At 43.2% G+C, this 25,381-nt stretch carries 33 protein-coding genes; 22 read left to right on the top strand and 11 right to left on the bottom strand.

Features of this window, described 5'->3' with window-relative positions:
- Positions 1-3: 3 nt before the first annotated feature.
- The gene (locus NYR53_RS19335) at positions 4-756 is read right to left on the bottom strand and encodes an MBL fold metallo-hydrolase (protein ID WP_261300863.1); all 753 of its coding nucleotides are present in this window, start codon (positions 754-756) and stop codon (positions 4-6) included.
- A 250-nt stretch (positions 757-1,006) separates the two neighbouring features.
- On the opposite strand from NYR53_RS19335, the gene NYR53_RS19330 reads away from it, so the two are divergent.
- From NYR53_RS19330 to cyoD, 5 genes are all read left to right on the top strand, one after another.
- Entirely contained in the window at positions 1,007-1,267 is a 261-nt protein-coding gene (locus tag NYR53_RS19330) for a hypothetical protein (protein ID WP_261300862.1), read from the top strand.
- A 238-nt stretch (positions 1,268-1,505) separates the two neighbouring features.
- Positions 1,506-2,480, top strand: coding sequence for a ubiquinol oxidase subunit II (gene cyoA, locus NYR53_RS19325; protein ID WP_261300861.1), 975 nt, complete (start codon positions 1,506-1,508; stop codon positions 2,478-2,480).
- Positions 2,481-2,514: 34 nt separating this feature from the next.
- Positions 2,515-4,491 carry a cbb3-type cytochrome c oxidase subunit I gene (locus NYR53_RS19320; protein WP_261300860.1) on the top strand — a complete coding sequence of 659 codons (1,977 nt, stop codon included), beginning with the start codon at positions 2,515-2,517 and terminating at the stop codon, positions 4,489-4,491.
- Positions 4,491-5,108, top strand: a complete 618-nt coding sequence (gene cyoC, locus NYR53_RS19315; RefSeq protein WP_056836930.1) for a cytochrome o ubiquinol oxidase subunit III — start codon at positions 4,491-4,493, stop codon at positions 5,106-5,108. Before NYR53_RS19320 ends, cyoC begins: the two co-directional genes overlap by 1 nt.
- A 1-nt stretch (position 5,109) precedes the next feature.
- Positions 5,110-5,439 (top strand): cytochrome o ubiquinol oxidase subunit IV, encoded by a 330-nt coding sequence (cyoD, locus tag NYR53_RS19310; protein ID WP_047677705.1) that lies wholly within the window; start codon positions 5,110-5,112, stop codon positions 5,437-5,439.
- A gap of 364 nt (positions 5,440-5,803) precedes the next feature.
- On the opposite strand, the gene NYR53_RS19305 is transcribed toward cyoD, so the two are convergent.
- Complete coding sequence (locus NYR53_RS19305; RefSeq protein WP_261300859.1) at positions 5,804-5,935, bottom strand: hypothetical protein; 132 nt, start codon at positions 5,933-5,935, stop codon at positions 5,804-5,806.
- A gap of 176 nt (positions 5,936-6,111) precedes the next feature.
- Between NYR53_RS19305 and NYR53_RS19300 the strand changes: the two genes are divergently transcribed.
- Positions 6,112-7,590 carry a L,D-transpeptidase gene (locus NYR53_RS19300; RefSeq protein WP_261300858.1) on the top strand — a complete coding sequence of 493 codons (1,479 nt, stop codon included), beginning with the start codon at positions 6,112-6,114 and terminating at the stop codon, positions 7,588-7,590.
- 108 nt (positions 7,591-7,698) lie between these two features.
- On the opposite strand, the gene NYR53_RS19295 is transcribed toward NYR53_RS19300, so the two are convergent.
- On the bottom strand, positions 7,699-8,814 hold the full coding sequence (locus NYR53_RS19295; RefSeq protein ID WP_261300857.1) for an aminopeptidase: 1,116 nt from the start codon (positions 8,812-8,814) through the stop codon (positions 7,699-7,701).
- Between the two features lie 162 nt (positions 8,815-8,976).
- Here NYR53_RS19295 and NYR53_RS19290 point away from each other — a divergent pair, with 162 nt between their 5' ends.
- Positions 8,977-9,519: a hypothetical protein gene (locus NYR53_RS19290; RefSeq protein WP_261300856.1), complete on the top strand. Its 543-nt coding sequence runs from the start codon at positions 8,977-8,979 to the stop codon at positions 9,517-9,519.
- Positions 9,509-10,666 (top strand): MFS transporter, encoded by a 1,158-nt coding sequence (locus tag NYR53_RS19285; protein ID WP_261300855.1) that lies wholly within the window; start codon positions 9,509-9,511, stop codon positions 10,664-10,666. Before NYR53_RS19290 ends, NYR53_RS19285 begins: the two co-directional genes overlap by 11 nt.
- Before the next feature lie 54 nt (positions 10,667-10,720).
- Here the strand turns inward: NYR53_RS19285 and udk are convergent, their stop codons facing one another.
- Positions 10,721-11,356: a uridine kinase gene (gene udk / locus NYR53_RS19280; protein WP_261300854.1), complete on the bottom strand. Its 636-nt coding sequence runs from the start codon at positions 11,354-11,356 to the stop codon at positions 10,721-10,723.
- A 114-nt stretch (positions 11,357-11,470) separates the two neighbouring features.
- Positions 11,471-11,788, bottom strand: coding sequence for a hypothetical protein (locus NYR53_RS19275; protein ID WP_261300853.1), 318 nt, complete (start codon positions 11,786-11,788; stop codon positions 11,471-11,473).
- 313 nt (positions 11,789-12,101) lie between these two features.
- Here NYR53_RS19275 and NYR53_RS19270 point away from each other — a divergent pair, with 313 nt between their 5' ends.
- Genes NYR53_RS19270 through NYR53_RS19260 form a run of 3 tightly spaced genes read left to right on the top strand, consistent with a single transcriptional unit; the run spans position 12,102 to position 15,589 of the window.
- Entirely contained in the window at positions 12,102-12,482 is a 381-nt protein-coding gene (locus NYR53_RS19270; protein WP_261300852.1) for a hypothetical protein, read from the top strand.
- Positions 12,483-12,491: 9 nt separating this feature from the next.
- Positions 12,492-14,027 (top strand): sensor histidine kinase, encoded by a 1,536-nt coding sequence (locus tag NYR53_RS19265; protein WP_261300851.1) that lies wholly within the window; start codon positions 12,492-12,494, stop codon positions 14,025-14,027.
- Entirely contained in the window at positions 14,024-15,589 is a 1,566-nt protein-coding gene (locus NYR53_RS19260) for a DUF3369 domain-containing protein (protein ID WP_261300850.1), read from the top strand. Before NYR53_RS19265 ends, NYR53_RS19260 begins: the two co-directional genes overlap by 4 nt.
- 5 nt (positions 15,590-15,594) lie before the next feature.
- Here NYR53_RS19260 and NYR53_RS19255 read toward each other — a convergent pair whose 3' ends face one another.
- Entirely contained in the window at positions 15,595-15,717 is a 123-nt protein-coding gene (locus NYR53_RS19255; protein ID WP_261300849.1) for a hypothetical protein, read from the bottom strand.
- Between the two features lie 170 nt (positions 15,718-15,887).
- On the opposite strand from NYR53_RS19255, the gene NYR53_RS19250 reads away from it, so the two are divergent.
- The 7 genes from NYR53_RS19250 (at position 15,888) to NYR53_RS19220 (ending at position 21,482) form a co-directional block, all read left to right on the top strand.
- Positions 15,888-16,739, top strand: coding sequence for a patatin-like phospholipase family protein (locus tag NYR53_RS19250; protein WP_261300848.1), 852 nt, complete (start codon positions 15,888-15,890; stop codon positions 16,737-16,739).
- A 420-nt stretch (positions 16,740-17,159) separates the two neighbouring features.
- A complete protein-coding gene (locus tag NYR53_RS19245) occupies positions 17,160-18,173 on the top strand; it encodes an ABC transporter substrate-binding protein (protein WP_261300847.1) in 1,014 nt (337 codons plus the stop codon).
- 27 nt (positions 18,174-18,200) lie between these two features.
- Positions 18,201-18,491 (top strand): thiamine-binding protein, encoded by a 291-nt coding sequence (locus NYR53_RS19240; protein ID WP_029194191.1) that lies wholly within the window; start codon positions 18,201-18,203, stop codon positions 18,489-18,491.
- Positions 18,491-19,258 (top strand): ABC transporter permease, encoded by a 768-nt coding sequence (locus NYR53_RS19235; protein ID WP_261300846.1) that lies wholly within the window; start codon positions 18,491-18,493, stop codon positions 19,256-19,258. The genes NYR53_RS19240 and NYR53_RS19235 overlap by 1 nt, the downstream gene beginning before the upstream one ends.
- 18 nt (positions 19,259-19,276) lie before the next feature.
- A complete protein-coding gene (locus tag NYR53_RS19230) occupies positions 19,277-20,053 on the top strand; it encodes an ABC transporter ATP-binding protein (RefSeq protein ID WP_261300845.1) in 777 nt (258 codons plus the stop codon).
- Positions 20,037-20,843: a TatD family hydrolase gene (locus NYR53_RS19225; protein WP_261300844.1), complete on the top strand. Its 807-nt coding sequence runs from the start codon at positions 20,037-20,039 to the stop codon at positions 20,841-20,843. The genes NYR53_RS19230 and NYR53_RS19225 overlap by 17 nt, the downstream gene beginning before the upstream one ends.
- Positions 20,844-20,927: 84 nt before the next feature.
- Positions 20,928-21,482, top strand: coding sequence for a DNA-3-methyladenine glycosylase I (locus tag NYR53_RS19220; protein WP_084595118.1), 555 nt, complete (start codon positions 20,928-20,930; stop codon positions 21,480-21,482).
- Positions 21,483-21,547: 65 nt separating this feature from the next.
- Here NYR53_RS19220 and NYR53_RS19215 read toward each other — a convergent pair whose 3' ends face one another.
- The 3 genes from NYR53_RS19215 to NYR53_RS19205 all read right to left on the bottom strand — a co-directional run bounded on the left by NYR53_RS19215 (position 21,548) and on the right by NYR53_RS19205 (position 23,281).
- Positions 21,548-21,850 (bottom strand): hypothetical protein, encoded by a 303-nt coding sequence (locus tag NYR53_RS19215; protein WP_235550974.1) that lies wholly within the window; start codon positions 21,848-21,850, stop codon positions 21,548-21,550.
- 122 nt (positions 21,851-21,972) lie between these two features.
- Positions 21,973-22,962 carry a YpdA family putative bacillithiol disulfide reductase gene (locus tag NYR53_RS19210; RefSeq protein WP_261300843.1) on the bottom strand — a complete coding sequence of 330 codons (990 nt, stop codon included), beginning with the start codon at positions 22,960-22,962 and terminating at the stop codon, positions 21,973-21,975.
- A gap of 142 nt (positions 22,963-23,104) precedes the next feature.
- Positions 23,105-23,281 carry a hypothetical protein gene (locus NYR53_RS19205; protein ID WP_261300842.1) on the bottom strand — a complete coding sequence of 59 codons (177 nt, stop codon included), beginning with the start codon at positions 23,279-23,281 and terminating at the stop codon, positions 23,105-23,107.
- Between the two features lie 332 nt (positions 23,282-23,613).
- On the opposite strand from NYR53_RS19205, the gene NYR53_RS34495 reads away from it, so the two are divergent.
- The 4 genes from NYR53_RS34495 to NYR53_RS19190 are packed head-to-tail and all read left to right on the top strand — an operon-like array spanning position 23,614 to position 24,829.
- A complete protein-coding gene (locus tag NYR53_RS34495) occupies positions 23,614-23,772 on the top strand; it encodes a hypothetical protein (protein ID WP_367618550.1) in 159 nt (52 codons plus the stop codon).
- Positions 23,756-23,884 (top strand): antibiotic biosynthesis monooxygenase family protein, encoded by a 129-nt coding sequence (locus tag NYR53_RS34490; RefSeq protein WP_367618549.1) that lies wholly within the window; start codon positions 23,756-23,758, stop codon positions 23,882-23,884. The genes NYR53_RS34495 and NYR53_RS34490 overlap by 17 nt, the downstream gene beginning before the upstream one ends.
- Positions 23,885-23,893: 9 nt before the next feature.
- Positions 23,894-24,151, top strand: coding sequence for a DUF2164 domain-containing protein (locus NYR53_RS19195; RefSeq protein WP_047677672.1), 258 nt, complete (start codon positions 23,894-23,896; stop codon positions 24,149-24,151).
- Between the two features lie 39 nt (positions 24,152-24,190).
- A complete protein-coding gene (locus NYR53_RS19190) occupies positions 24,191-24,829 on the top strand; it encodes an NUDIX hydrolase (RefSeq protein ID WP_261300841.1) in 639 nt (212 codons plus the stop codon).
- Positions 24,830-24,883: 54 nt separating this feature from the next.
- Here the strand turns inward: NYR53_RS19190 and NYR53_RS19185 are convergent, their stop codons facing one another.
- Entirely contained in the window at positions 24,884-25,048 is a 165-nt protein-coding gene (locus NYR53_RS19185; protein ID WP_261300840.1) for a hypothetical protein, read from the bottom strand.
- Between the two features lie 14 nt (positions 25,049-25,062).
- The gene (locus NYR53_RS19180; RefSeq protein WP_261300839.1) at positions 25,063-25,317 is read right to left on the bottom strand and encodes a YpbS family protein; all 255 of its coding nucleotides are present in this window, start codon (positions 25,315-25,317) and stop codon (positions 25,063-25,065) included.
- Positions 25,318-25,381 lie beyond the last annotated feature (64 nt).

Here is a 25,381-nt window from a genome sequence, read left to right as displayed (position 1 = left end):
GATTCAGATTGAAGTTGCCAATTCCGCAATGCGTTGATTTACGTTGTCACTGTACAACCCGCCGTGATAGCAAATAACAGCTTCAATGTCGTATTTGATGAGCTTCTTAAGTGATTGCATCGCTAACTCATAGTTAACGGAGTACTCCGGTATGGGCCCGAGAAGTTGACCATCTGAAACGACCAAGGCATCAGCCGCAATCAATGTTTTGCTCTGTTTGTGATACAGACTGACATGTCCCGGAGTATGACCTGGGGTATGTATGACGATAATCCCACCACAGTTGGGTAACTCGAATCCATCTTCGAGAATACCATTGACCGGTCCTTTTGGCGGATTCTCCAAAGCTGATCGAAAAGCTTTTCGCCATTCAGGTGAAATATCCGCTGGTAAACTAGCGACCGCTTGTTCGATTGATTCTGGCGTGATTTTAATCAACATTTTCTCACCCTGGATATAAGGCTTCTCTATTTCACTGGCCAGAATATCAAGCTTATGCGGAGATTTGCTTATGAAATCAGGTAAACTTCCAATATGATCTATATCTTGATGGGTAATAATGATCTTCTTCAAATGACCGAATGGAACGTTATGTTCCTCCATGGCATTCTGTATCAGCGGCAATAAACCGGGATATCCGGTGTCCACCAGAATGGCGCCTCCTTCATCGGCAAAAAGGGTTGGGTGTATGACATCGATACGCCCCATGACAGGAACTGACAGTTCAAGCATGTAAATACTGTTCGCAATCTGCATTTCGAATCCCTCCAAAAAGAATTGATAGTGAAAGAACATGGTTATCATACCTATTAGGGGATGTTGTTGTCAAACAAATATTTTATTATACCACAAAAACATATAAATGTCAAGACAAATCAATTTGTGAACGAGGCGGATTTAATTTTGTCCAAATTTTGATCATCATGTGAATAAAATATGAACAAATTTTAGATTTGTGTTATACTATGTTTATAAAGCACTTACATTGGAGTTTGGAGTGATAATTATGGCAAATAGAGCTGTTTTGATCAGTAGTAATGAGCGCAGTGAGCGTGATGTAATGCCATTAGTCAAAATGATGACAATAGCGGCATGGGCGTTGCTTGGCATAGGATTACTATTAAGTCTGTTGAATATGGATCATTTTAGTGATCGGAATGCCTCTTTGATGGTTGGTATTGGCTTCATGGTTGGCAGTGTACACATCTATGTTATTCGGACAGCTATTCATTTGGTGCACTCACGTGCAGCTTCAAATACGGAATAAGTACAATCCATTATGAGTAGTAATAAAGCCTTTCAAGTTACAACTTGAAGGGCTTTTTCGTTTTCATTCATTTTCATACATTTTCATAATAGTCAACAAACGTTCTGTGACATTTGTTTTACAGTAAAACGTCGATCCTTTGACGTATTTGTTAAGTTGCTTTTGCGGCAGTGTACTTTTATCAGCGAGATGATATCTTGATAGTAGATCAGATTTGTTGATAGGGAGGTTAAGTAGGATGAAGAAGAGAACACTCGTACAAGCTATGCTGCTCTTCATGATGGTCGCCATCATTGTTTTATTGGCAGGCTGCAGTAATCAAGCTATGGTACTGAATCCCAAAGGACCTGTGGGTGCAGAACAGAAAGATTTGATTGTGATTTCCACTTTTTTATGTACGGTAATCCTCGTTCCTGTTCTTGCTTTAACCGCATGGATCGTATGGCGGTATCGTGATAAAGACGGCAATAAAGCATCTTATAAGCCGAATTGGGCGCACAGTACGACCTTAGAAATCGTTTGGTGGTCAATTCCTATCATTATCATTGTAGCCTTGGCTGTCATAACGATTCGTTATACACACGCGTTAGAGCCTTCAAAGCCGTTGAAATCCAATAAACCACCCGTCACTATTCAAGTGACATCGCTGGATTGGAAATGGTTGTTTACGTATCCGGAACAGGGTATAGCAACAGTCAACTACTTGCAAATTCCAGAGGATACACCGATTAAGTTTGAGCTGACCTCTGACGCGCCAATGAACTCGTTCTGGATCCCGCAGTTGGGCGGGCAGATCTATACGATGTCAGGTATGAAGATGACACTGTATTTGCAAGCCGATGAGATCGGGCACTACTTCGGAACAGGAGCGAATTTCAGCGGTGAGCATTTCGCGGGTATGACGTTCGATGTGAATGCGACTTCCCAAAGCGATTTCGATGCTTTCGTAGCCAAAACGAAAAAGGTTCCGACAAAACTTACGATGGAAAGCTATGAAGCATTAGCAAAGCCTGGCAAGTCGGATGTACAATATTTCTCCTCGGTGCCTGATGGACTATTCGAAAAGATTGTAACGAAATATTCGAATGGTCAATCCATTCACAGTGGTCATGGCGGTACAGAATCCGTGAAAGAGACGAGTAAGCCTCAAACAACGGACAAAAATGCCCCTATGAACCATAATGATCACAGTCAAATGAATATGACAAAATGATCGATCAAAGCTTTTGAGAAAGGGAGATCTGCTCATGTTGGATAAAATAAAGCAATTCGCATCAGAGTTTTTCGTAACTGGCGATCCACTCATCCTGGGCGCTCAGGTTAGTATCGGACTCTCGATGATCGCTATGATATTCGTATTATCCTATTTCAGAAAATGGGGCTGGCTTTGGCGTGAATGGTTAACAAGTGTTGACCATAAACGTATCGGGATCATGTACATCATTTGTTCGATCATGATGCTGTTCCGCGGCGGCGTGGATGCGCTTCTAATGCGTGTACAGCTTGCAATGCCAAATAGCGAATTTCTGCAACCGGAGCACTATAATCAAATCTTCACAACGCATGGCGTAATCATGATTTTATTCATGGCAATGCCTTTGATGTTCGGTCTATTTAATATTGTTGTCCCACTGCAAATTGGAGCTCGAGACGTCGCTTATCCGTTCTTGAACTCACTTAGCTTCTGGATGTTCTTCTGGGGAGCTATGCTTTTCAACGTGTCGTTCGTCATCGGTGGATCACCGGATGCAGGATGGCTTAGCTATCCGCCGCTTTCGGAAATGTCTCACAGCCCTGGTGTTGGCCAGAACTTCTATATCTGGGGGATTCAAATATCCGGTATCGGTAGTTTGGCAACAGGGATTAACTTTATCGTGACTATTTTGAAAATGCGAGCGCCTGGCATGAAGTTGATGAAGATGCCGATGTTTACTTGGTCCGTATTTTCAAGTTGTATTATGATTATCTTTGCTTTCCCGATCCTTACAGTGACGTTAGCCTTATTATTCCTTGATCGTTTCCTTGGCGCCCATTTCTTCACGCTCGATGGCGGCGGGAATCCGATGATGTACATCAACTTGATCTGGATGTGGGGTCACCCTGAGGTCTACATTGTTGTCGTTCCGGCTTTCGGGATTTTTTCGGAAGTTGTTGCTACCTTCTCCAAAAAGAAATTGTTTGGTTACAAATCAATGGTATTCGCCATGCTGATTATTAGTTTATTGTCCTTCTTCACATGGGCGCATCACTTCTTTACAATGGGGTCCGGCGCGAATGTTAACGCCTTTTTCGCCATTAGTACGATGTTGATTGCAATCCCTACTGGGGCGAAAGTATTTAACTGGTTATTCACCATGTTCCGCGGGAAAATTCGTTTTACGACACCGATGATGTGGACGATTGCCTTCATTCCATGTTTCGTTGTTGGGGGTATGACAGGGGTATTATTATCTGTTGCCCCTGCAGATTTCCAATTCCATAATAGCTACTTCCTGATTGCACATTTCCATCAAGTTTTAATTGGCGGTGTAGCTTTTGGTTACTTTGCTGGACTTTACTACTGGTGGCCTAAAATGTTTGGCTTTAAGCTGAACGAACACCTAGGTAAATGGGCATTCTGGCTGTGGAACATTGGATTCTATGTTTGTTTCATGCCACAATATTTCTTAGGCTTAGATGGTATGACGCGTCGTACGTACACGTACGATTTCGATATGGGCTGGGGACCGCTGAATCTTGTGTCAACAGTTGGTGGTTTCCTTATGGGTATCGGGTTCATTTTCCAAGTATGGCAAATTGCCCACTCCATTAAATTCAGAGAACCGGATGTATCCGGGGATCCTTGGGATGGCCGCACATTAGAGTGGTCGATTCCTTCGCCAGCTCCGATATATAACTTTGCCGTATTGCCCGTAGCAAGCGAGGCAGATGCATGGTGGGAACAAAAACTGATGACGCAAGGATCATCCGCTAAGCAACCAGACAAGATCGTATATGAACCGATTCATATGCCTAAGAATTCTTCCATTCCATTCATAATGTCTGCTTTATGGTTTTTCGCAGGATTTGGTTTTGTATTCGATTGGATGTGGCTGACGATTCCGGCCTTAATCGGTGTCGCGATCAGTATGATTGCACGTTCGTTCAGCTATGATACGGATTATTATATTCCTGTTGATGAAGTGAAACGTACGGAAGCCGCATTGAAAGGGGCGAAAGTATAATGGCACATGCAGCCGCGCAAGGTGGGCATCACGCCCACGAACACGATCATGAACATGATCACGAATCGCTCAAAACGTTCGGATTCTGGATATTCCTAATCACGGACTGTATCTTATTTGGATCTCTATTTGCTACGTATATGGTTCTTCATCAAAATACAAACGGGGGACCAACGCCGGAAGAATTGTTCAAAATGCCGGGTATCATTGCGGAAACCTTTATCTTGCTTACTAGCAGCTTTACAAGCGGTCTAGCTGTGCTTGGTATGCACAAAGGGAACATGAAGCAGTTAATCGGCTGGCTCGCCGTTACGGTGCTTCTGGGAGCGTCATTCGTTGGACTCGAGCTGAATGAATTCATTAACATGGTTAATCATGAGGGTGCAACCATTAGTACGAGCGCATTTTTATCAGCTTTCTTTGCATTAGTAGGAACACACGGTTTGCACGTTTCGGTTGGATTGATCTGGATGATCGGCTTAATGCTGCAGCTGAAACGCCGCGGCATCACAGCAGTAACCAAACGGAAAGTGGCTGTCATTTCCTTGTACTGGCATTTCCTTGACGTTGTTTGGATCTTTGTATTTACAGTCGTCTATTTAATGGGGGTGATGTAAGATGAGTCAACCGCATACAGGTTCACATGAAAACCATGATGCTCATGGTTCATTGAAATCTTATATCATTGGCTTTGCGCTCTCGATCATTCTGACCATCATACCACTCGTAGCGGTCATGAATCATATGTTGAGCAAAACAGGCACAATCGTTTTGATCCTCATTATGGCTGTTCTGCAATTCGGTGTTCAATTGTTCTTCTTTATGCATGTGAAAGAGGGCGAGAACGCACGCTGGAATATCATGGCGCTGATCTTTGGGCTTGTCATTTTGCTAACGATCGTAGCAGGTTCGATTTGGATTATGACTTATAATCAAGTCGCACATTAAGATAATAGGAAAGACGTTCTCACCAAGCTTCACGTGGTGGGAACGTCTTTTTTTGTATTGTCTCGGGTTGCTGCGGTGCCTCGCAGGAGGCAGTTTAGAAACTTAGAAGATGCCAGCTGAGACGATGAATTTCATAGTTAAAGCACATTGAGCAGCTGGAATTGACTCCATAACGATGAAAAACATGCTTATTAACGCCGAATCAGCCCAATTCTCCGAAAGTCGCAGCTGAGATGATGAATTTCATCGTTAAAGTACATGGAGCAGCTGGAATAGACTCCATAACGATGAAAAACAACCTTACAGGCAGCGAACCAACCTAAAACCACTGAAGATGGCAGCTTAGACGAGGAATTGAAGACCTCTAGCACGTCGGCTTGTTACGTTCCTTTGCTTCTCGTTTCTCTTGTTGTACTGCTTTTTCTCCGAATTGATCTAAGCGAGAAGGGCTGCCTGAGGGACCATTGTTCTTGGGCTTACTATTTCTTCCACTCATGATTTATCACCTCCGTCGATTCAGCTTTTGCTAAATGATTATCGTTCATTCAGATAGGTAAAAGGTAATAAATAGTTGTCTTTCTAACATTCGCGTGATACATTATGTATCAGAGATACTAATTGTATCATTCAACTAGAATGGACAAGCTATTCTATTGAACGGAGAGGAGCCGAATGATTCGCAGAAGCCAACGATTTCGTAACCATCTTGACGATAATCTGATTCATCTGCATAAGAACTTGTTCATAAGTCCTTCTGATCCTCAATATTATGAGAAAGTGATCCGATATATTGACGCTAATTCCCCGGAAGCTCATTATAAGATCGGACAAAAGTTTCAATTAAAAGGGAATATGAAAAGGGCGATTTTTCATTACAAAGAGGTACTTCGAACGTATCCATCGCCATTCTATTCCGCTGCAAATCGAGCCCTTCATGAATTAGATCAACAACAAGCGGAACATGCAGCTAGTATGCAAAAGGCTTTCCCAGAGGCGGAGAAGCGGCTATTACCCCCATTTATGAAAACAATGCTTATCGTGCTCTTTGTACTTAATTTGATGTTGGTCTTTTTGTTTGTTGGCGATGCCCCGATTTATAAAGCGATTTCGAAAATGAAAGTCTGGGGCGTTGGAAGTGATGTTACATATGAGACAGTGGATGTCCCATTTATCATGTACCTTGACCCTGACACCAAAAATGAAGATATTGAAACAGCGCTGCATAAACAGGCTCTGGAATTAGCCAAAGAGATGCCGAATTCCAGTATTCTAATTTATGGCATCTTTTCACAAGATCATGTAAACAAAGGGAAAACGATGCTTCTCACAAATGAAGAGTTGACGAAAGGCGCCATCGTTATCGCGCAATATCATCCCGCGACGGATCGAACTGTACGAATTCGCTTTCTGAATGCCGAATTTGAAAAGCACCAACCGCTTAGTGCGATTGGTGCTAATTTAGTTCGTACAGCTTTGGAATCGTACCGCAAAGATTATGGAAAGGCTCCTGTTAATCTGAATGCGCTCCTGCAAGATTATCCGAATAATTATTTGAGCTTTATTCCATTAGAAGCGGTCACAGGTTCCAATGACATTTCCACGGAGTTTAACGGGCGAGGAGGGTGGGTCTATCAGTTCGACGCGGCTGATGTCGAGCAGATGTTTTATGCGAATGTAGCAGGCGTTGGTCGAGCCCCCTATGAGCCTTTGCATATCGAAATCAACAAGGCTGAACATCAATTGAAACTAGTTAGCGGCAGCTACTTACTGTGGGTAAAAGATATTGGTCTTGGCGCCAATGGTAGCACACCACAAGGAGAATTTCGGGTTATGGATCGAGTGCAGCAGCCCAAAGGGAAACATGCACAGGTGTATGGGGAAGCCGGCTTGGGACTTGGAGCGATCGCGCTTCATGGGACATTTGATGAGAGCTCGATTGGCAGGGATCAATCATTGGGCTGCATACGTCTAACGAATCCGGATGTGCAGCAATTATTTCAGTTTGTTCCTAAGGGCACAGAGGTTCAAATAAATCCGGCCAAATGGGCTGTGATTAATAATGAACAAGTGAAGGATACGATATTGCTCATTCCAAGTAAACTGCCATCCCTTGATCAATCGCCTGAACAAGTATTTCATTGGCTTGGTTAATCACGTTTTGTTAATGGCATTAGCTATTATATCCTGCGAATCTCATGAAAAAAGCAGCCAAGGCATACCGAAGATAATTCGGAAGCGACAGCTGCTTTTTTTAATGAACTACATTAAGTTTTCTGGGTTGAGTTTTTCCAGTTCTGGGATGACGAAGCGTCCGTCTTTGCGAATAAGAACATCGTCAAAGTAGATTTCGCCGCCACCATATTCGGGACGCTGGATAAGCACCATATCCCAGTGAACAGATGAGCGGTTCGTATTATCCGCTGTCTCATAAGCTTGACCTGGAGTGAAATGAATGCTGCCATCAATCTTCTCATCGAATAAAATATCTTTCATTGGATGCTGGATGTACGGATTCACACCAATTGCGAATTCGCCGATATATCGAGCGCCGTCATCCGTGTCCAAGATATCATTCAATTTCTTAGTGTCATTGCTTGTAGCTTCAACAATACGGCCATTTTCGAATCGTAATACGATGTTTTCAAAAGAAGTCCCTGAATAAATCGTAGGTGTGTTATAGCTGATTACACCATTAACGGAGTCCTTCACAGGTGCTGTGTATACTTCGCCGTCAGGAATATTTCTTTTACCAGAGCAAGGCACGGCGCCAATATTTTTGATGGAGAAGCTAACATCGGTCCCTTTGGCAACAAGACGAACGCGGTCTGTACGGTTCATAAGATCAACAAGCGATTCCATAGCGACTGCCATTTTGCTGTAATCGAGATTACATACATTGAAGTAGAAATCTTCGAAAGCCTCGGTGCTTTTGCCAGCTAGTTGAGCCATAGACGGATTCGGATAACGCATGACGCACCATTTCGTATTATTAATGCGTTCGTCGAAGAGAGGACGTTGGAAGTATTTCAAATAGAGTCTCATTTGCTCATCGGGTACATCGGAAGATTCCGTAATATTATCACCACTGCGGACAGCCACATAAGCATCCATCTGCTTCATCCGCGCAAGCTCAAATTCGGACCATTGGGTAAATAGCTCTTGTGTACCAGTCATCTGCAAGCTTCTCAGAATTGCTGGATCACGCATCTCGATGAAAGGTTTACCGCCTACGGCATGCACTTCTTCAATGAAGCATTTGGCGAGTTCGGGGTCTTTGACTCCAATCATTTCAAACAGTATGTTCTCACCAGGCTGAAGGCTAACGGAATAACGGATTATATTTCGGGCAAAAGTTTGAAGTCTTGGATCTCTCATTCTATAGGTCTCCCTTAATTGAATATAGGTACTTACAAATTATATCGCAACAGGCGTTCTTAAGCCAATAATGGCGATGATTTCGTGGAACATAGTAGGGTATGCTACAATATATAACAAGGCAAAACAGTAAAAAAGCAATGACAACTAGAGGAGGACGCAATGGCAAGAGATCAGATTAAAGTACCATTCGGATACGAACCTCCGGCGGAAACTCATAAAGGAACCGTCTTATTATTTGAAACGTTTGAGGACTGGACGGAGACAGAGCTGCAAGCTTTTACCAGATGGGCGGAGGAAAGAAAGTTTGTTCGAGCCATCTTTTATCCCCAGCATGAGGAAACGCTTCGGAGAATGGACATACGTAGTCAGCAGCCCTACTATACTCGTGTGAAGCATTTGGAAAGCCTTCTGGAACATGTGGATTCCACCCTTCAATTGGAACTGGATAAGTGGGAAGGGAAGCGCAAGAAATACACACCGATAGATACATCTTTGAAATTTTTGACCGATAAATCGCCCGGACCTCATTTCGTGTGTATGAGTGATCGCTATGCGAATCTATTCGTTACCTATCCTTCCTTCAAGGAATGGATAAAAAAAGTAAGACTCGTTATCATCAACCAATTCCATGTCCCTCTCCATGGTAAGCTGAATGAATACGCGGAGAGATGGGAAGCTGTGGATTTTGGCAATGACTCTTAAACAACGGATCTCGAACAACAAATTAATGATATTAATTATGGTCGTTATCGTGGCAGGAATGAGTCAAGGTATGCTCCTGCCGCTGTTAACGATCCTTTTGGATCGTTCGGGCGTCTCAACGGAAGCGAATGGTCTGAATGCTGCAGCGCTTTATATTGGTATTTTTTCCTCGGTGTTCTTCATAGAGAGACCTGTGCGAAGATACGGATATAAACCAGTGATCATGGTCGGGATGGGACTGGTCATCCTGGCAACATGTTTGTTCCCGTTATGGCAGCAGATTGGCTTCTGGTTTGTGCTTCGTTTGCTTGTGGGGATAGGGGATAGCGCCCTGCATTATGCGACACAGTTATGGATTGTTACATCAAGCCCTAAAGAGCGCAGGGGACGTAATATCTCTTTATATGGCATGGCTTATGGCGTTGGTTTTAGCTTAGGACCTACAGGAATTACCTTGCTTAAAGCTGGTAGTTGGGTTCCATTTTTAACGACCAGCTCTTTCTTTTTAATCGTTCTTACACTTGTGATGCAGCTGACTAATGAGAAGCCAGAACAATTGGACAAAGTGGAGGCTGTGCACAAACGTGCTTCAAAAGTGTTGGCTATTGCTTGGTTTCCACTCATTACCTCCTTGCTCTATGGCTATATGGAAGCCTCGATGAACAGCAACTTTCCGATTTATGGACTGCGTGCAGGTCTCTCGGAATCTAATATTGGTGTTCTGCTGCCCATTATGGGGGTAGGGGGACTCATTATGCAGCTGCCGCTAGGGATTTGGAGTGATCGTGTAGGACGAAGAAATATCCTTATTGCGAGTGGCCTCATTGGCTCCATTGCATTTCTATGTATTCCGTTCGCAGGCTCAAATCTTTGGTTGATTGGTCTCTGTCTCGGCATTGCCGGTGGCATGGTGGGTTCGTTTTTCTCATTAGGTTTGGCCTACGCAGCAGACATACTGCCCAGACATTTAGTACCTACTGCGAATGTACTTGCATCTATCCAGTATAGCTTAGGAAGTATAGCGGGCCCTTTAATGGGAGGGTTAGCGATACGTTATATTAGCACAGCCAGTATTTTTTTCTTGATAAGTTTTATCTATGTCTTATTTGCCCTATCTGGGTTTACTTTTCGGCGTCAATCGGTATGAAAAAGGACACTAACCTTAAACAAGGTTGGTGTCCTTTTTTCATTTGCCCGTCATTTAGCCTATTTCATAGCTGGCTGCTTGATCGGTCATATACCGCTCTGTCAAAATAGTCAGCATAGAAATTCCGATTTGATTTTCTCCGCCCTCAGGAATAATAATATCAGCATATTTCTTGGAAGGCTCAATAAAGGCATCATGCATCGGCTTAACGGTCGTCAAATATTGATCGAAAACAGATTGCAGCGTACGTCCCCGTTCATTAATATCTCTGGACAGTCGGCGCAGAATACGTACGTCCGGGTCAGTATCAACGAACACTTTGATGTTCAATGCGCCGCGCAGCTCTTCGTCTGTTAAGACATGAATGCCTTCGAGCAGTACAATCGGCTTTACCTCGATGCGAATTGTTTCTTCTGAGCGAGCATGCTGTGAGAAATCATATACCGGAATGTCAACGGCATTGCCGCTTTTCAGTTCATTTAAATGCTTAAGAAGCAAGGCGTTTTCGAAGGCACGGGGATGATCATAATTAATACGTTCCCGTTCTTCTAAAGTAAGACCACTATGATGAAGATAATAATTATCTTGTGAAATTAAGGTCACGTTCGTGGATCCTAGCTTAGTAATGATAGATCGTGCTACTGTAGTTTTTCCTGAACCGGTACCACCGGCAATTCCGATAACGAGCATGAAATGTAGTGCCTCCCCAAATAACTTGAAAACCTTCTTTCGTAGTTTAACATAATGTTCATATAAAAAGAAAAAGCGATCGAATTTCGATCACCTTTTGCCTAAATTATTGCCTTATCGAATTTGCTTCGGGGTATGGAACTTCTCTTGATTGGCCTCGATATCTTGAGAAGCTTGCGCCAATTGTTCCATGGTTTGTTTTATTTGCTGCCCATATTCATCATTATTAAAAGTTTGAAGCTGCTCATGTGCTTCATGAACTTGATGCTTAGCCTCTGTAAGAGCTGCATTTGCAGATTGTATAGATCGAGGGTTGGCCTGTGTAATGGCTACTTGCAGCTGATGCTCAGCGTCCTGAGCTTGGAGTATAGCATGATCTGCTGTGTCAATGGCGTGTTGAACCTGCCGCGAAAACTCACGGGTGTCTGTCATAGGGAAGAGCCTCCTAAGGATAATAGTAGTTGATTTTTTAAATAGAACAGTGACTTTACTACATTGCTCCAAAGCCAAGGAAATCATTCTTCGTTTGGGAAATGAAATTATTTCCTGGGGAAGCGCAAAATGTGAGCGCAGTTATGATATTTCGACATGAAAAGTCAGAAAATTTCGAATACAAAATCAATTAAAGAAAAGGTTATTGTTTCCAAAATAAAAGTGGACAAACCGCTTGAATATTCATAAGCTAGAGAAGATAGCTTTTTTTTGACATGATTAGACAATTAGGTGCTAAATAGGGGATGAAACGATGAGAACATGGAAAGGTTTTTGCATAATTGCAGCTGTTACATTAAGTATTACCGGATGTGGATCATCCAAAACCAATACGACACCAGCAAATTCGTTCACGCCTACCTTAGAGGCAAGTATCACTGTTATTGGAGATGCAGCAACCCTTCGAATTACAACGGACCTTAAGCTTTCCAAAGAGCATTATGATCAACAGCGCAAGCAAGGAGAAGGGCACGTGCATGTTTCCTTGGACAAAGCAGAAAAAGAAGTCATGACGACCACTGAAAAAAAATATGAACATTTAAGCAAAGGTCCTCACGAATTAAAAGTTTCCTTACATAATAACGATCACACGCCTTACGATGTAAGCAAGACGATCACGTTTGAAGTGAAGTAGGAGCATCCCATGCCATTTCTTAAAAAGAGATTGAGCTTACAGAAAAGAATTGTCTTCGTCGTAACGGCTGTTACGGTGAGTATGCTCTCTACGATGTTGATCTTCGATACCATAAGTTTAAATCAATCCATTCGAGAAGCCTATGTAAGTCAAATAAGCGGTATGACAATTGCCATCAATGGACGCTATGAAGAATCTCGTTCCGTTACCGATGTACAGCAAATATTTGACTATATTCAATATAAAAATACGCGTGTTCTCGAGATGAAATTATACGATAAGCAAGGCGTTATTCTTGCGGCTTCCAATCGATCTGAAGTCGGTACTCATATGCCTGTTTCAGGGGTAGTCATTCCTAAACAGGATCAAACCATTGTTAACCGCGTGCCAATGGCGCAAACAGATAAACCGGTTGTCCGTCTGACGGCACCACTTCAGGAGGATGGCCATGTTGTAGGTGCGGTAGAAGTTATTTTTGATTCATCCGAGGAAGCCGCGCTGCTGACAAAGAGAACGAAACTTATTCTGATTGTGGGCTTTAGTGTTGCTTTTGTTATGTCAACATTGCTGTGGCTTATTTTGCGAAGGATTGTTATTCGTCCGTTAAGCCGGCTTCGTGAAGCCGCGCTTATTGTGAAGCAAGGAGGAGACCTTCCTAAGCTGCAGTTCAAAGCTTCTCCTGAAATCGCTGAGGTGTCAGAAGCTTTTAATGACATGGTCAAAAATTTGGATGAGCGCTACCACGAGCTTCAACAGGTGCTAAATACGCTGCAGGTGACACAGGACCACCTTGTCCAATCGGAGAAAATGGGAGCTTTGGGTAATCTGGTTGCCGGGGTTTCACACGAAATCAATACACCAATCGGAATCGGTGTTACAGCAATTAGTTATTTGGATCAAAAGACGAAGGAATTTAAGAGCTTGTATGAGACAGGGAAAATGAAAAAGTCTGACCTTGAACAGTTCCTATCCATTACCCAAGAAACGAATACTATGGTGCAGTCCAATTTGGAACGCGCTTCTTCCTTGGTTCGCAGTTTTAAACAAATTTCTGTTGATCAAAGCGTTGAAGTCAAGCGCACCTTTCATTTGAAGGAGTACTTAGAGGGCATCATCTCAAGCTTGAAACCTACTCTCAAGAAAACAAGGCTCCGAGTAGATGTATATTGCGATAATGAGCTGACGCTTTACACTTATCCTGGTGCTTTATCACAGATTATTACGAATTTAGTTATGAATTCTTTGAACCATGCCTATACGTCAGAGGAAGAAGGCAGTTTGACCATACGTGTTGAAGATCATCGAGACTATATCATCCTTGCCTATACGGATGACGGTAAAGGAATGACGCAAGAAGTTCTTGATCAAATTTTTGATCCTTTCTTCACGACGAGCCGCGGCAAAGGCGGAACCGGGTTAGGGATGAATATTGTCTATAATCTCGTTACTCAATCACTGAATGGAACCATCGATGGTTCTAGTACCTTGGGACAAGGAAGTTTATTTACGATTACGATTCCGAAAGAGGAGGAAGCCGAGCAATGACAGTACAAGATGGGTTAATGGACCAGGATGAGCTTCTTTTTGCTGAGGAAGAAGAGACCGATTCAGCTAACGAAGTTACGATCGAACAAGACCCTTGGGTCGTGCTCATTGTTGATGATGAGAAACAAATCCATCAAGTGACGAAAATGGTTCTTCAAGATTTCGAATTTAATGGAAAGAAGCTGGAATTCCATAGTGCTTATTCGGCTTTAGAAGCCAAACAGCTATTGAAACAACAATCGAATGCCGCCTTAGTACTTTTGGATGTTGTCATGGAGCAAGATGATGCGGGGCTGCAAATTGTGAAGTACATACGCGAAGAATTGAATAATCAGGCTATACGTATAATTTTGCGTACAGGTCAGCCAGGTCAAGCACCTGAACGCACGGTCATTATGGATTACGACATAAATGATTATAAAGAAAAGACGGAGCTCACAACTCAGAAGCTGTTCACTACTGTAGTTACGGCGCTGCGTTCCTATCGTGATATTAAAACAATTGAGAAAAGCAGATCGGGCTTGGAGGAGATTATAAAGTCAGCTGCTTCGTTATTCGAGCTGCAATCTATGAAGAAATTCGCTTCCGGTGTTTTAACTCAAATGACATCGATCGTTAATTTACATAAAAATGCGCTTCATTGCAGCTTTGCTGTTACCAAAGGTGTTGAAGATATTTATATCCTAGCTGCGAGCGGGGATTATGCATCCAATCAAGATGAACGAGCAAGGGATGTTGTTCCTTCCGATGTGCTCGAAGAGATTGAACATGCCTTTCATTCCAAAAAAAGCAGCTTCGCATCAGATCGCTTTGTGATTTATTTTCAAAGTAAGATGGGGATGGAAAATGTCATTTATATGAATGGATTCAAAGCACTCAGCGAGTGGGAGCATTATTTAGTCGATATTTATTGTGCGAATGTTTCTGTGGCATTTGAAAATATTTATTTAAATGAAGAGCTGGAAAGTACACAGCAAGAAATTATTTATACGATGGGTGAAATCACGGAAACGAGATCCAAGGAAACGGGACACCATGTGAAAAGAGTCGCCGAATACTCCCGTTTACTGGCCATTAAATATGGATTATCCGAGCAGGAAGCAGAAGTCATTCGCTTGGCTTCGCCGATGCATGATGTTGGTAAGGTTGGCATACCTGATGCCATTTTAAATAAACCTGGATCGCTCACGAGTGAAGAATTCGACATTATGAAAACTCATTCGAATCTGGGTTATGAAATGCTCAAGCATTCGAACAAGCAAGTCTTAAACGCCGCAGCTATCATCGCGCAGCAGCATCATGAGCGTTACGATGGATCTGGATATCCCCAAGGACTTCGCGGCGATGAGATTCATCTCTATGGTCGTATAACCGCATTAGCTGATGTCTTCGACGCTCTGTGCAGTGATCGTGTTTATAAAAAAGCTTGGGAGCTTGATCGTGTTTTGGAGTTACTTAAAACGGAAAGCGGACGTCATTTCGATCCTGTAATCGTAGATCTCTTCATTAAGCATTTGGATGAGTTCCTGGTCATCAAAGATTTTTATAAGGAACAGCGTTAACGGCATTAATTACCTGTAAAGTATAATAATTTGTTGCGATCCAGCACTTGCTGCTGCAGTGGGGCAAGTTCGTTATTGCTTTCCGACTGTCGCCAACCAATGGATGGATCATCCGTAAAATTCGCCAAAAACGCGGATTATCAGGGGTAATTCCTGAATCCTCCTAATAAAGTGGTATGAAATCTGCTTCTTTGTCTCTTTTACGGAGATGGAGGAGCATTTCTTTTAATTTACATTTCCTGTATGCTAGAAAGGGGCTAGAGACAGAGAGAAAGAGAAAGAGAAAGAAGGTGTGACCATGGAAGGAATTGGACTCGTACTGGAAGGCGGAGGCATGCGAGGTGTATACACCGCTGGAGTCTTGGAATACTTTATGGAACAAGATTTATATTTCCCTTACGTGGTTGGTGTATCTGCTGGTGCGTGCAACGCAGTTTCGTATATTTCCAAACAACCCGGGCGTAATAAAAAAGTAACGATTGGTTACATTAGGGATCACCGATATTTAAGCTATCGCAATTTATTCCGTTATAAAAGCATATTTGGGATGGATTTCATATTCAACGAGTTGCCAAATAAGTTGGTACCATTTGATTACGATGCCTTCTATAGCTCTACGCAGCAGTTCGCCATTGGTACAACCGATGCACATACGGGTGAACCCATTTATTATACGAAGCATCAACTCATGCAGCAAACGATGCCAATTGTTCAAGCTTCAAGCTCATTGCCATTTGTAGCGACACCCATTCATTATGAAGGTCGGACCTTGTTTGACGGTGGCTTAGTGGATCCGATTCCGGTGAAGAAGTCTATCGCTGATGGGAACAAAAAGCATGTCATCGTGCTGACTAAAGAACAAGGGTATCGCAAGACTCCTTTTAAACAGCGGTGGCTAGCTAAGAGCTTCTATCCGGCTTATAACGGCCTAGTAAATGTACTTGTCAATCGAAGCGAAATCTATAATGGAACCTTAGAAACCATTAAACGAATGGAAGCAGATGGAAGTGCGATCGTTATAAGGCCTTCGTCCAAAGTAGTAGTAGGCCGCATGGAAAAGGATCCAATGAAATTAGAAGCGCTGCATGAGCTTGGGTATCAGGATGCGAAGCGAATGGGATCACAGATGAAAGAATGGCTACTTAGTTGATTAGTAGGAGTTAGGATTTATCATAAGGTGAATGGTGGTTTTTTCTTGTTTTAAGGGATTATGAAGGACTGGATCAAGGGTATTGAAGAATGATGTTGTACAAAGTACAACAATTGCAGTCTATTTCGCTTGATTCCGTCACGTAGTTATCATTTCTGTTTGCAATAAGTACGAACATGAGGTATGGTATTAACAAACCAATAAGAACCCACGGGAGCTTGAGAAGTCAGGCTGAGATTGTGACCGTCATTGTCACTCACCGTTAATCTGATCTGGGTAATGCCAGCGTAGAGAACTCACATAAATGCACGTTCATTCGATTTGTTTCGAATGGGTTTATCATTTTCTACTCATGGCGCTCCCGGATAACGGGGGCTTTTTCTTGTGGTTAAATAGAGATGTGGAGAGGGGAAACAAAGAATGAAATGGAAGAAAATTGCACCACTTATGCTAGTTAGCTTAACCGTAGCCTTGGCTGGTTGCGGCAACAAGATGGCTGAACAGCCGGCAAAACAAACGGCCAAGCCGTTAACGAACGTGAAGGTCGTTCTAGACTGGACGCCAAATACGAACCATACGGGGTTATACGTCGCAAAGGATCAGGGCTTTTTTGAAAAAGAGGGACTAAATGTAGAAATTATTGCTCCCGGTGAAGGCGGAGCCGATGCGATGATCGCTTCAGGGGCTGCGGAGTTCGGTGTCAGTTATCAGGAAAGCATTACGCAAGGACGAATTCAAGGTGTGCCATTGGTTTCCATTGCTGCGGTGATTCAGCATAACACATCCGGTTTTGCGTCGCCGGTAGCGAAGAACATCAAATCACCCAAGGATTTCGAGGGGAAAACATATGGCGGTTGGGGTGCTCCGTCAGAGAGTGCGATGATCGACTCGCTTATGCAATCCGAGAAAGCAGATCCGAGCAAAGTGAAGATCGTGAACATCGGTGATGCCGATTATTTCACAGCCGTGAAACGGGATATTGATTTCGCTTGGATTTACTACGCTTGGACAGGTGTAGATGCCGAGCTGCGCGGCGAGCCGCTGAACATGATTTATTTGAACAAATATTCGGATAAATTGGATTACTATACACCGGTTCTTGCGACAAGTGAGAAAATGATCAAAGAGAAGCCTGAGCTCGTGAAAGCTTTCATGGCCGCAGCATCGAAAGGGTATCAATTTGCGATCAGCAAGCCTGAGGACGCTGCTAATATTTTGATCAAAGCGGTTCCTGATCTAGATAAAAAACTTGTGCTCGCCAGTCAAAAATGGCTCAGCCCACGTTATCAAGATGATGCTGCTCGTTGGGGCGAACAAAAAAAATCCGTATGGGAAAATTATGCGAACTGGATGCTAGATCATAAGCTGCTAGAGAAAAATATCGATGCAGACGCTGCATTTACGAACAAATTCTTACCGGAAAGCTCAAAATAACATGATTTGTTGAGGGAGGCACTTATAGTGGCTAATGCACTTGTCAGTATTCAAATCATTCCGAAAACGAAAAACAATGAAGATGTCATCCCCTATGTAGATCGTGCAATTGAAGTCATTGCCAAGTCTGGCGTGAAATATTTCGTTTCTCCGCTGGAGACGACGATGGAAGGGGAGCTCGACCAACTACTGGCTATCATTCAAGACATGAATGCCGCGATGATTGAGATGGGCAGCCCCAACGTAATTTCGCAGGTGAAAATATACTTCAACCCGTCGGGTGCTTCTATGGACAAGCTGACGGAGAAATACAGATAATGAAACAGCATCGCTGGTTCAAAGCGGGGTGGCCACCAATTGTTGTGGTCATCCTTCTGCTGCTTTTATGGCAGCTTGCCGTGACTTGGGGAGGTACAGCAAGCTGGCTGCTTCCTAGTCCGCTTAAAATATGGAAAGACGGCACTACGGATATGCCCAGAGTTTGGATGCACACTTTCGCCACTCTTCGTTTGATGTTGATTGGGTTTGGTGCTGGTGTAACAGGCGGCGTGATTGTTGCTAGCTGCTTACATCGGGTACCTGCCTTAAAGGCTGGCTTTTACCCGCTGCTTATTTTATCTCAAAATGTCCCAACCATTGCACTGGGGCCGCTGCTTATCATTTTATTTGGTTTTGGCATTTTACCTAAAATTCTATTAATCTCACTTGTTTGTTTCTTTCCTGTCACGATGTCCACCTTGGATGGCTTCATGCAAACAGACCGCAGCATGTACAACTATATGCAGATGATCGGCGCCAGCAAACGGCAAATCTTTTATAAACTAGAGCTGCCGCATGCTTTGCCATTTCTCTTCACAGGACTCAAAATATCGGCTACATACAGTGTGATGGGGGCCGTCATTGCCGAATGGCTTGGTGGAGGCGTTGGACTGGGCTATTATATGATTTTGCAAAAATCGGCGTTCCGCGCTGATCGCGAATTTGTCGCTATTCTGATGATTGTCACGCTCAGCTTACTCTTTTTCTGGCTCATCGCAGGAGTTGAGAAGCTCGTCATTCGATGGAACGCGAAACGGTCATCATAAGAAAGGGGAGATGCGTTCATGAGTAAATTAGAACTTAGAGGCATTCATCAAACGTTCCCTGGCAAAAAACAGCGCGTATCTGTGCTTGCGGATATTTCTTTACATGTGAAAGAAGGGGAGTTCGTTTCACTTATCGGCCCTTCAGGCAGCGGAAAGAGCACGCTTTTTCACATTATTGGCGGACTTGTAATGCCTTCTTCAGGGGAAGTGTGGCTGGATGGCGTGAACGTAACCGGCTCTAAAGGCCTAATCTCGTACATGCCGCAGCAGCCTTCCTTGTTCCCATGGCGTTCTATTGAGTCTAATGTAGCACTTGCACAGGAAGTTGCAGGAGAAACGCGATCGGACGCTCTGGCAAAAGCAAGAGAGTGGTTGCCCAAAGTTGGATTAGGCGGCTATGAGCAAGAGCTTCCGCATGTACTCTCTGGAGGGATGCAGCAGCGTGTCTCTTTTCTGAGAGCTTTGCTTAGTCCACAAGAACTCATGTGTCTGGATGAGCCGTTCGGCTCCTTAGACGCACTTACTCGGCAAGACATGCAAGCGTGGCTGCTTAATATATGGGAACAAAATAAGCGCTCCATTCTATTTGTGACGCATAGCATTGAAGAAGCACTGTTTCTATCCGATCGCATCTATGTACTCTCTAACAAACCTGCCAAGATCATAGAAGAATTGGTTATTCCGTTTGCAAGGCCTCGCCAAGAGTCCGTCATGCTTGAACCGAAATTTCAAGAGCTTCGACAGTTTATTCAGGGGCTTTTGCGTCAGGAGATTACATATGATAAAAGTCATTGATGCCCATATTCATCTCGATATGTACACGGAAAGAGATGCAACGACTTTGTTATCGGAATTAGCAGAGTACCACATCGAAGGGCTATTAGCAGTGTCGAGACATCTGGACTCTTGTATGTCAACTGAGCGGCTGCTGAAACAAGCACCAGAGCAAGTTTTTGCTGCCTATGGCTATCATCCTGAACAAGAACTGCCAACGGAAAAACAGTTGAATGATTTAATTGAATGGATTCGTGAGCGTTCGTCTACGATGGTCGCTGTAGGTGAAATTGGTTTGCCTTATTATATGAGGCTTGAAACAGAAGCAGAGGGGCGTGCTTTTGAATTAGCGCCTTACATTGTACTGCTTGAAAGCTTCTTGAAGCTGGCGGTGTCTTTGGATAAACCGGTCGTCTTGCATGCTGTGTACGAAGATGCTGATGTTGTGTGCGATTTACTTGAGAAGCATGGCATTAAAAAGGCGCATTTTCACTGGTTCAAAGGGTCACATTCAACGGTGGAGCGAATGATTCAAGTAGGCTACTTTATTTCCATAACGCCGGACGTTCTGTATGAAGAGGAAATACGTTCACTTGTTCGCGATTATCCGATTACACTATTAATGGTCGAAACGGATGGCCCATGGCCGTTCGAAGGCCCCTTTGAGGGGCAGCAGACGCATCCGCGTATGATTCATGCTGTCATTGAACAGATAGCCCTTCTAAAAGATCTGCCTGTGGAAGAAGCGGCACTTACGCTTTTGAATAATACGAAACGATTCTACGACATTCCTTCGCCTCACTTATTTTAATTAACTCTAACTGGACATCTATGCGTATAGGTTTTATAATAATACAGAACACATGTTCGATTTCTGGATAAGGTGAGTGTTGAAATGACTATGAGATGCGGTTGGGTTAATGAAGATCCGTTATATATCGATTACCATGATCATGAATGGGGGGTTCCTGTCCATGATGATCGCCATTTGTTCGAGATGCTTAATCTGGAAGGCGCACAAGCCGGACTGAGCTGGTATACGATTCTGAAGAAGCGAGAGAGCTATCGGGAAGCGTTCGACGGATTTGATCCGCACATTATTGTGAATTACGACGATAAGAAACTGAATGAACTTCTTGAGAATTCAGGGATCGTTCGCAATCGCTTGAAAATTGCATCTGTTGTTCAGAATGCGAAAGCTTTTCTTAAGGTGCAGCAGGAGTTTGGCACATTTGATTCTTATATCTGGGGATTCGTTGGCGGAAAGCCGATCAACAATCATTGGACGGATATGAGTCAGGTGCCTGCCACGACGGAAATCTCGGATGCGATGAGTAAAGATTTAAAAAAACGCGGCTTTAAGTTCGTGGGATCGACGATTTGTTATGCTTATATGCAAGCGGTTGGCATGGTGAACGATCACAACCAAACTTGTTTTCGATATAAATAACGTAAAAAGAAAAGGCCATCTGATAGGACAATTGTCCAATTCAGGTGGCCTTCTTTGTTCTTCAATCAGGCATATTGGAGTTGCTTCTCCATTAGATTGGTTTTAATTAAATAAATACGTTTGCGAATATAGAAGTCATAAACAGCTCCTGTTAGTTCGCGAGGTTTAATGCGGTTATTGGTGTCGTTATCTATGATTGTCACCGAACCATCGTCATAAAACTTGAACGTATAATCGGCGTAGTGGGTGTGTGCTTCGTCCAGCATGGCGTCAATCTGTCCGGGAAGAAGATGGTCAGTGTCACACAATGCCTTGTGGTACCAATAATCCCTCTCAATAAAACGAAAATTGTGACTGGTGTTCATCATGTTAACAACCTCCTCATCTAATTGGAACATTTGTTCTTGTTTTTATTATAGCAAACAAATGTTCGTAATGGAAGGGGAATCTATGAAAAATGGGAAATATTTTCATATGAAAAAACCTCCAATCAATTGGATAGGAGGTTCGTTCTGGAAACGATATGCTTCGTGATGGCCAGACCATGCATACGGCCTGTTTCAATGAAAATTTCGTTCGCATCGTATTTAGATGAAGCGACAACACCAGCTACATATAAACCTGGGATGTTCGTTTCCATCGTATCTGGTTGAACTAGAGGAGCGTTGGTTTCTTCGTGAAATTGTACACCGATGGAAGTCAGCAGCCCGCGATCCGGTCGAAATCCGGTTAGGGCAAGTACGAAGTCATTGTCTAAAGTGACGTGTTCGGTTGCTTTACGTACTGTAATGGTATGCTCGTCAATACGTTCAACTTGAGAATCGAACCACATTTGAATACGGCCTTTTTTCACCATACTTTCAAAAATCGGACGAACCCATGGTTTAATGTTGGCTGAGAAGTCCTTGCCGCGGTAAACCACTGTAACTTCAGCGCCAACTCTGAGTAAATCCATAGCGGCATCGACTGCGGAGTTGTTTCCGCCAATAACGGCTACTTTGGCTCCGGCATAAGGATGGGCTTCTTTATAATAATGCGATGTCTTTGGCAGTTCTTCACCGGGAATTCCAAGCAAATTAGGATGATCAAAGTAGCCCGTAGCTACGATGACGTTGCGCGTGTTGTATGCGGCTTTCTTTCCAAATTGATCCTCCGTATGCACCGTAAATCCCGTCTCTAATCTTTCGATAGAAACAACTTCCTCATAGGAACGAATTCGCAGCTGTTCTCTACGCGCAACTTCTCTATAGTAGACCAAAGCTTCTTGGCGATAAGGCTTTTCATGAGGTGTTGTGAACGGATAACCGCCAATTTCCAACAGCTCAGGTGTGCTGAAAAACTGTAAATAGGTTGGATATAAATAGATTGCATTTACGATGCAGCTTTTTTCTATAAGTAAAGGTGAAAGGCCTTCGCGCTGTAAGGCGATAGCGGCTGACAAACCGCAAGGACCCGCACCAATAACGATGACTTGTTCCAATGTGACAACCTCCCCAAGAATACATGCTCATTTCATAGTATCGCAAGCTGAGGGAGATGCCAAGTTGCGCAAAGCAAAAAAGAGCAGACGGCTACCCCTAGCCATAGGAAATAGCAGACTGCTCTAAATCTAAGAATGCCCCTTACTTCTGATTTAATTGCCGTTCTTCGTTATTTTCGCTAATGTCGTCCTCGGCTATGTTGACAGGTGTCGTGTCGGGTGCATTTTCTAACGTGTCGTTCACAAAAGCCATATCTTGATTTTTCGCATTCATATTCGTTGTGCCTGAGTATTTGCCTCTATGCTTCTCGTTTTCCATGTCATTCATCCTTTCAAGGGCAGTTTAATGTTCAGGTTTAACGTGTACATATGTGGTTGTTTTTATTCTCCATAAAAAGGAAAGTTAATGAAACCAATGGAAGCTGGAATGAAGCGGTTGGTCGAAGGGATAATCTCGAGAAAGATATGCTTGAAATGCGGAACAAACTCCATTCCATACAATTTTGGGACAAAAAGACTTTGTAACGAGTTAGAGCAAGTTTTACGCAAGGCGGAGTCGAACGGTGAAGAAGCAAAGAGGTTGTATAGTTCGTTGATACAAAATCCGCTATAATGAAGATATAGATGTAGCCGAAAGGAGAAGAGAGACCTATGAATCAAGCAAGTATCAAACATATGGTGATTTTTAATTTACACGCAGGTAAAGATACGCTGGAAGCAGAACAATTTCTAAAAAGCAGTGCTCAAGAACTGGCGGCAATACCTGGGGTTGAGCAATTTGAAGTGTTTCGTCATGGTTTTTGCAGATAGAGCGGCTTATGAAGCTTACAATGATCATCCGGTGCATACTCATTATGTTGCGGAGCGTTGGGTAAAAGAAGTAAGCCGTTTTCAAGAAATCGATTTGTCTATTTTTGAGTGAGGTGCTCGTATGAAACCATTGAAATTAGCGAAAGAAGAGAAAGAATTGTTGATTGAGGATTTGCAAGGCCATCTGGAGTTGGATCACAATATTGAATTAGGACGTTTGGCCACGGAACAATTAATCGATTATATGCTTCAACAATTGGCTGCGCCTATTTATAACCAGGCCATAGAGGATGCTGGTAAGACATTGATGGAAAGAATGAGTTCATTGGAAGAGGACCTTTATGCCATGAAAATGACAAAAAAAATTACACGCAGATAGCATGTACATAGAAGGTATTGAGGGGAGAACTCGAGCAATTTGAACAAGTCAGAAGAAATGTTTGATATCTATGATGAAAAGATGAATAGGCTTGGGGTGGCTCCGCGCTCAGAAGTGCATGCGAAAGGGCTGTGGCATTGCACTTTTCAGTGTTGGATCGTTAGCCTAGAAGGGAAGAAACCTCATCTCCTACTCCAGTTAAGACATCCAGAGAAGGATCTGTTTCCGAATTTACTGGACATTTCTTGCGCCGGGCATCTCGCTGCTGGAGAAACCCCGGAAGACGGTGTTAGGGAACTTGAGGAAGAGCTTGGGCTTAAGGTCGAATTCAGTGATTTAATCCCTTGCGGGATGTTTGCAGAAGAAGATCTGATTTCGGATCAGCTCATGGATCGTGAGTTTTGTCATGTGTTTCTTTATCGCTGTGACCAACCATTGAATCGTTATATGCTGCAGCCAGATGAGGTAAGCGGTCTTTTTGCAGTAAGTGTCGCAGACCTTGAGCGTTTAGTTCATCAAGAAACAAAAGAAATAATGGCTAGTGGATATAAAATGGGTATCGAAGGCGGGTTAGTTCAAACAAGTCTGCTTATGAGCCTAGATTATTTGGTTCCGCATCCAGTCGCTTATTTTGATCTTCTGTTTCGTACATTAAGGGAAAATGGATGGTCTGAATGAAAAAGAACCGTATCGGGTTGACCCAATCGGTTCTCATTGTATACAACCTATTTGTTAGACGAAGTACTTATTCGCTATGTAGGCATAAGCGATATAACAGACAATGGAGAGTCCGATACAGACTATACCGAGTGCTGTTTTCCGCTTGAACAAAAACAAGAATCCGGCACTAAATGCTGATCCCATAACTAGCATTGAAATAAAAGTTAGAACACCCATCGCTATTTATCTCCTTAACCTTTGTTTACGTAATCACGCACCATGTCTTCAGTTACATAAGAACGGAGCGGAGAAATACCTTCTTTGGCATGGGCGATGATTTGGGCTGTTACGGCGTTAATCGCATCAACGCTAAAAGGGAGCCCATTTCTGCACAGATCGACAGCAGCGTCAATTGCTTGCTCACGCTGTGCATCTAGCTCTGCAAACCTAACGAGATGTAGGTGCTGTGCATTCGAATGTTTGGATATCGCTTCATGTACATTCATCTTCAAGTTCTCCTTTAATGACCGTATTCTAATCTAGTATACACGATTGAATGGATGAGTAACA

Source organism: Paenibacillus andongensis, from assembly GCF_025369935.1.
GTDB lineage: Bacteria > Bacillota > Bacilli > Paenibacillales > NBRC-103111 > Paenibacillus_E > Paenibacillus_E andongensis.
Note: the sequence above shows the minus strand (reverse complement) of the source record. Positions and strands in the feature narration are given on the sequence as shown.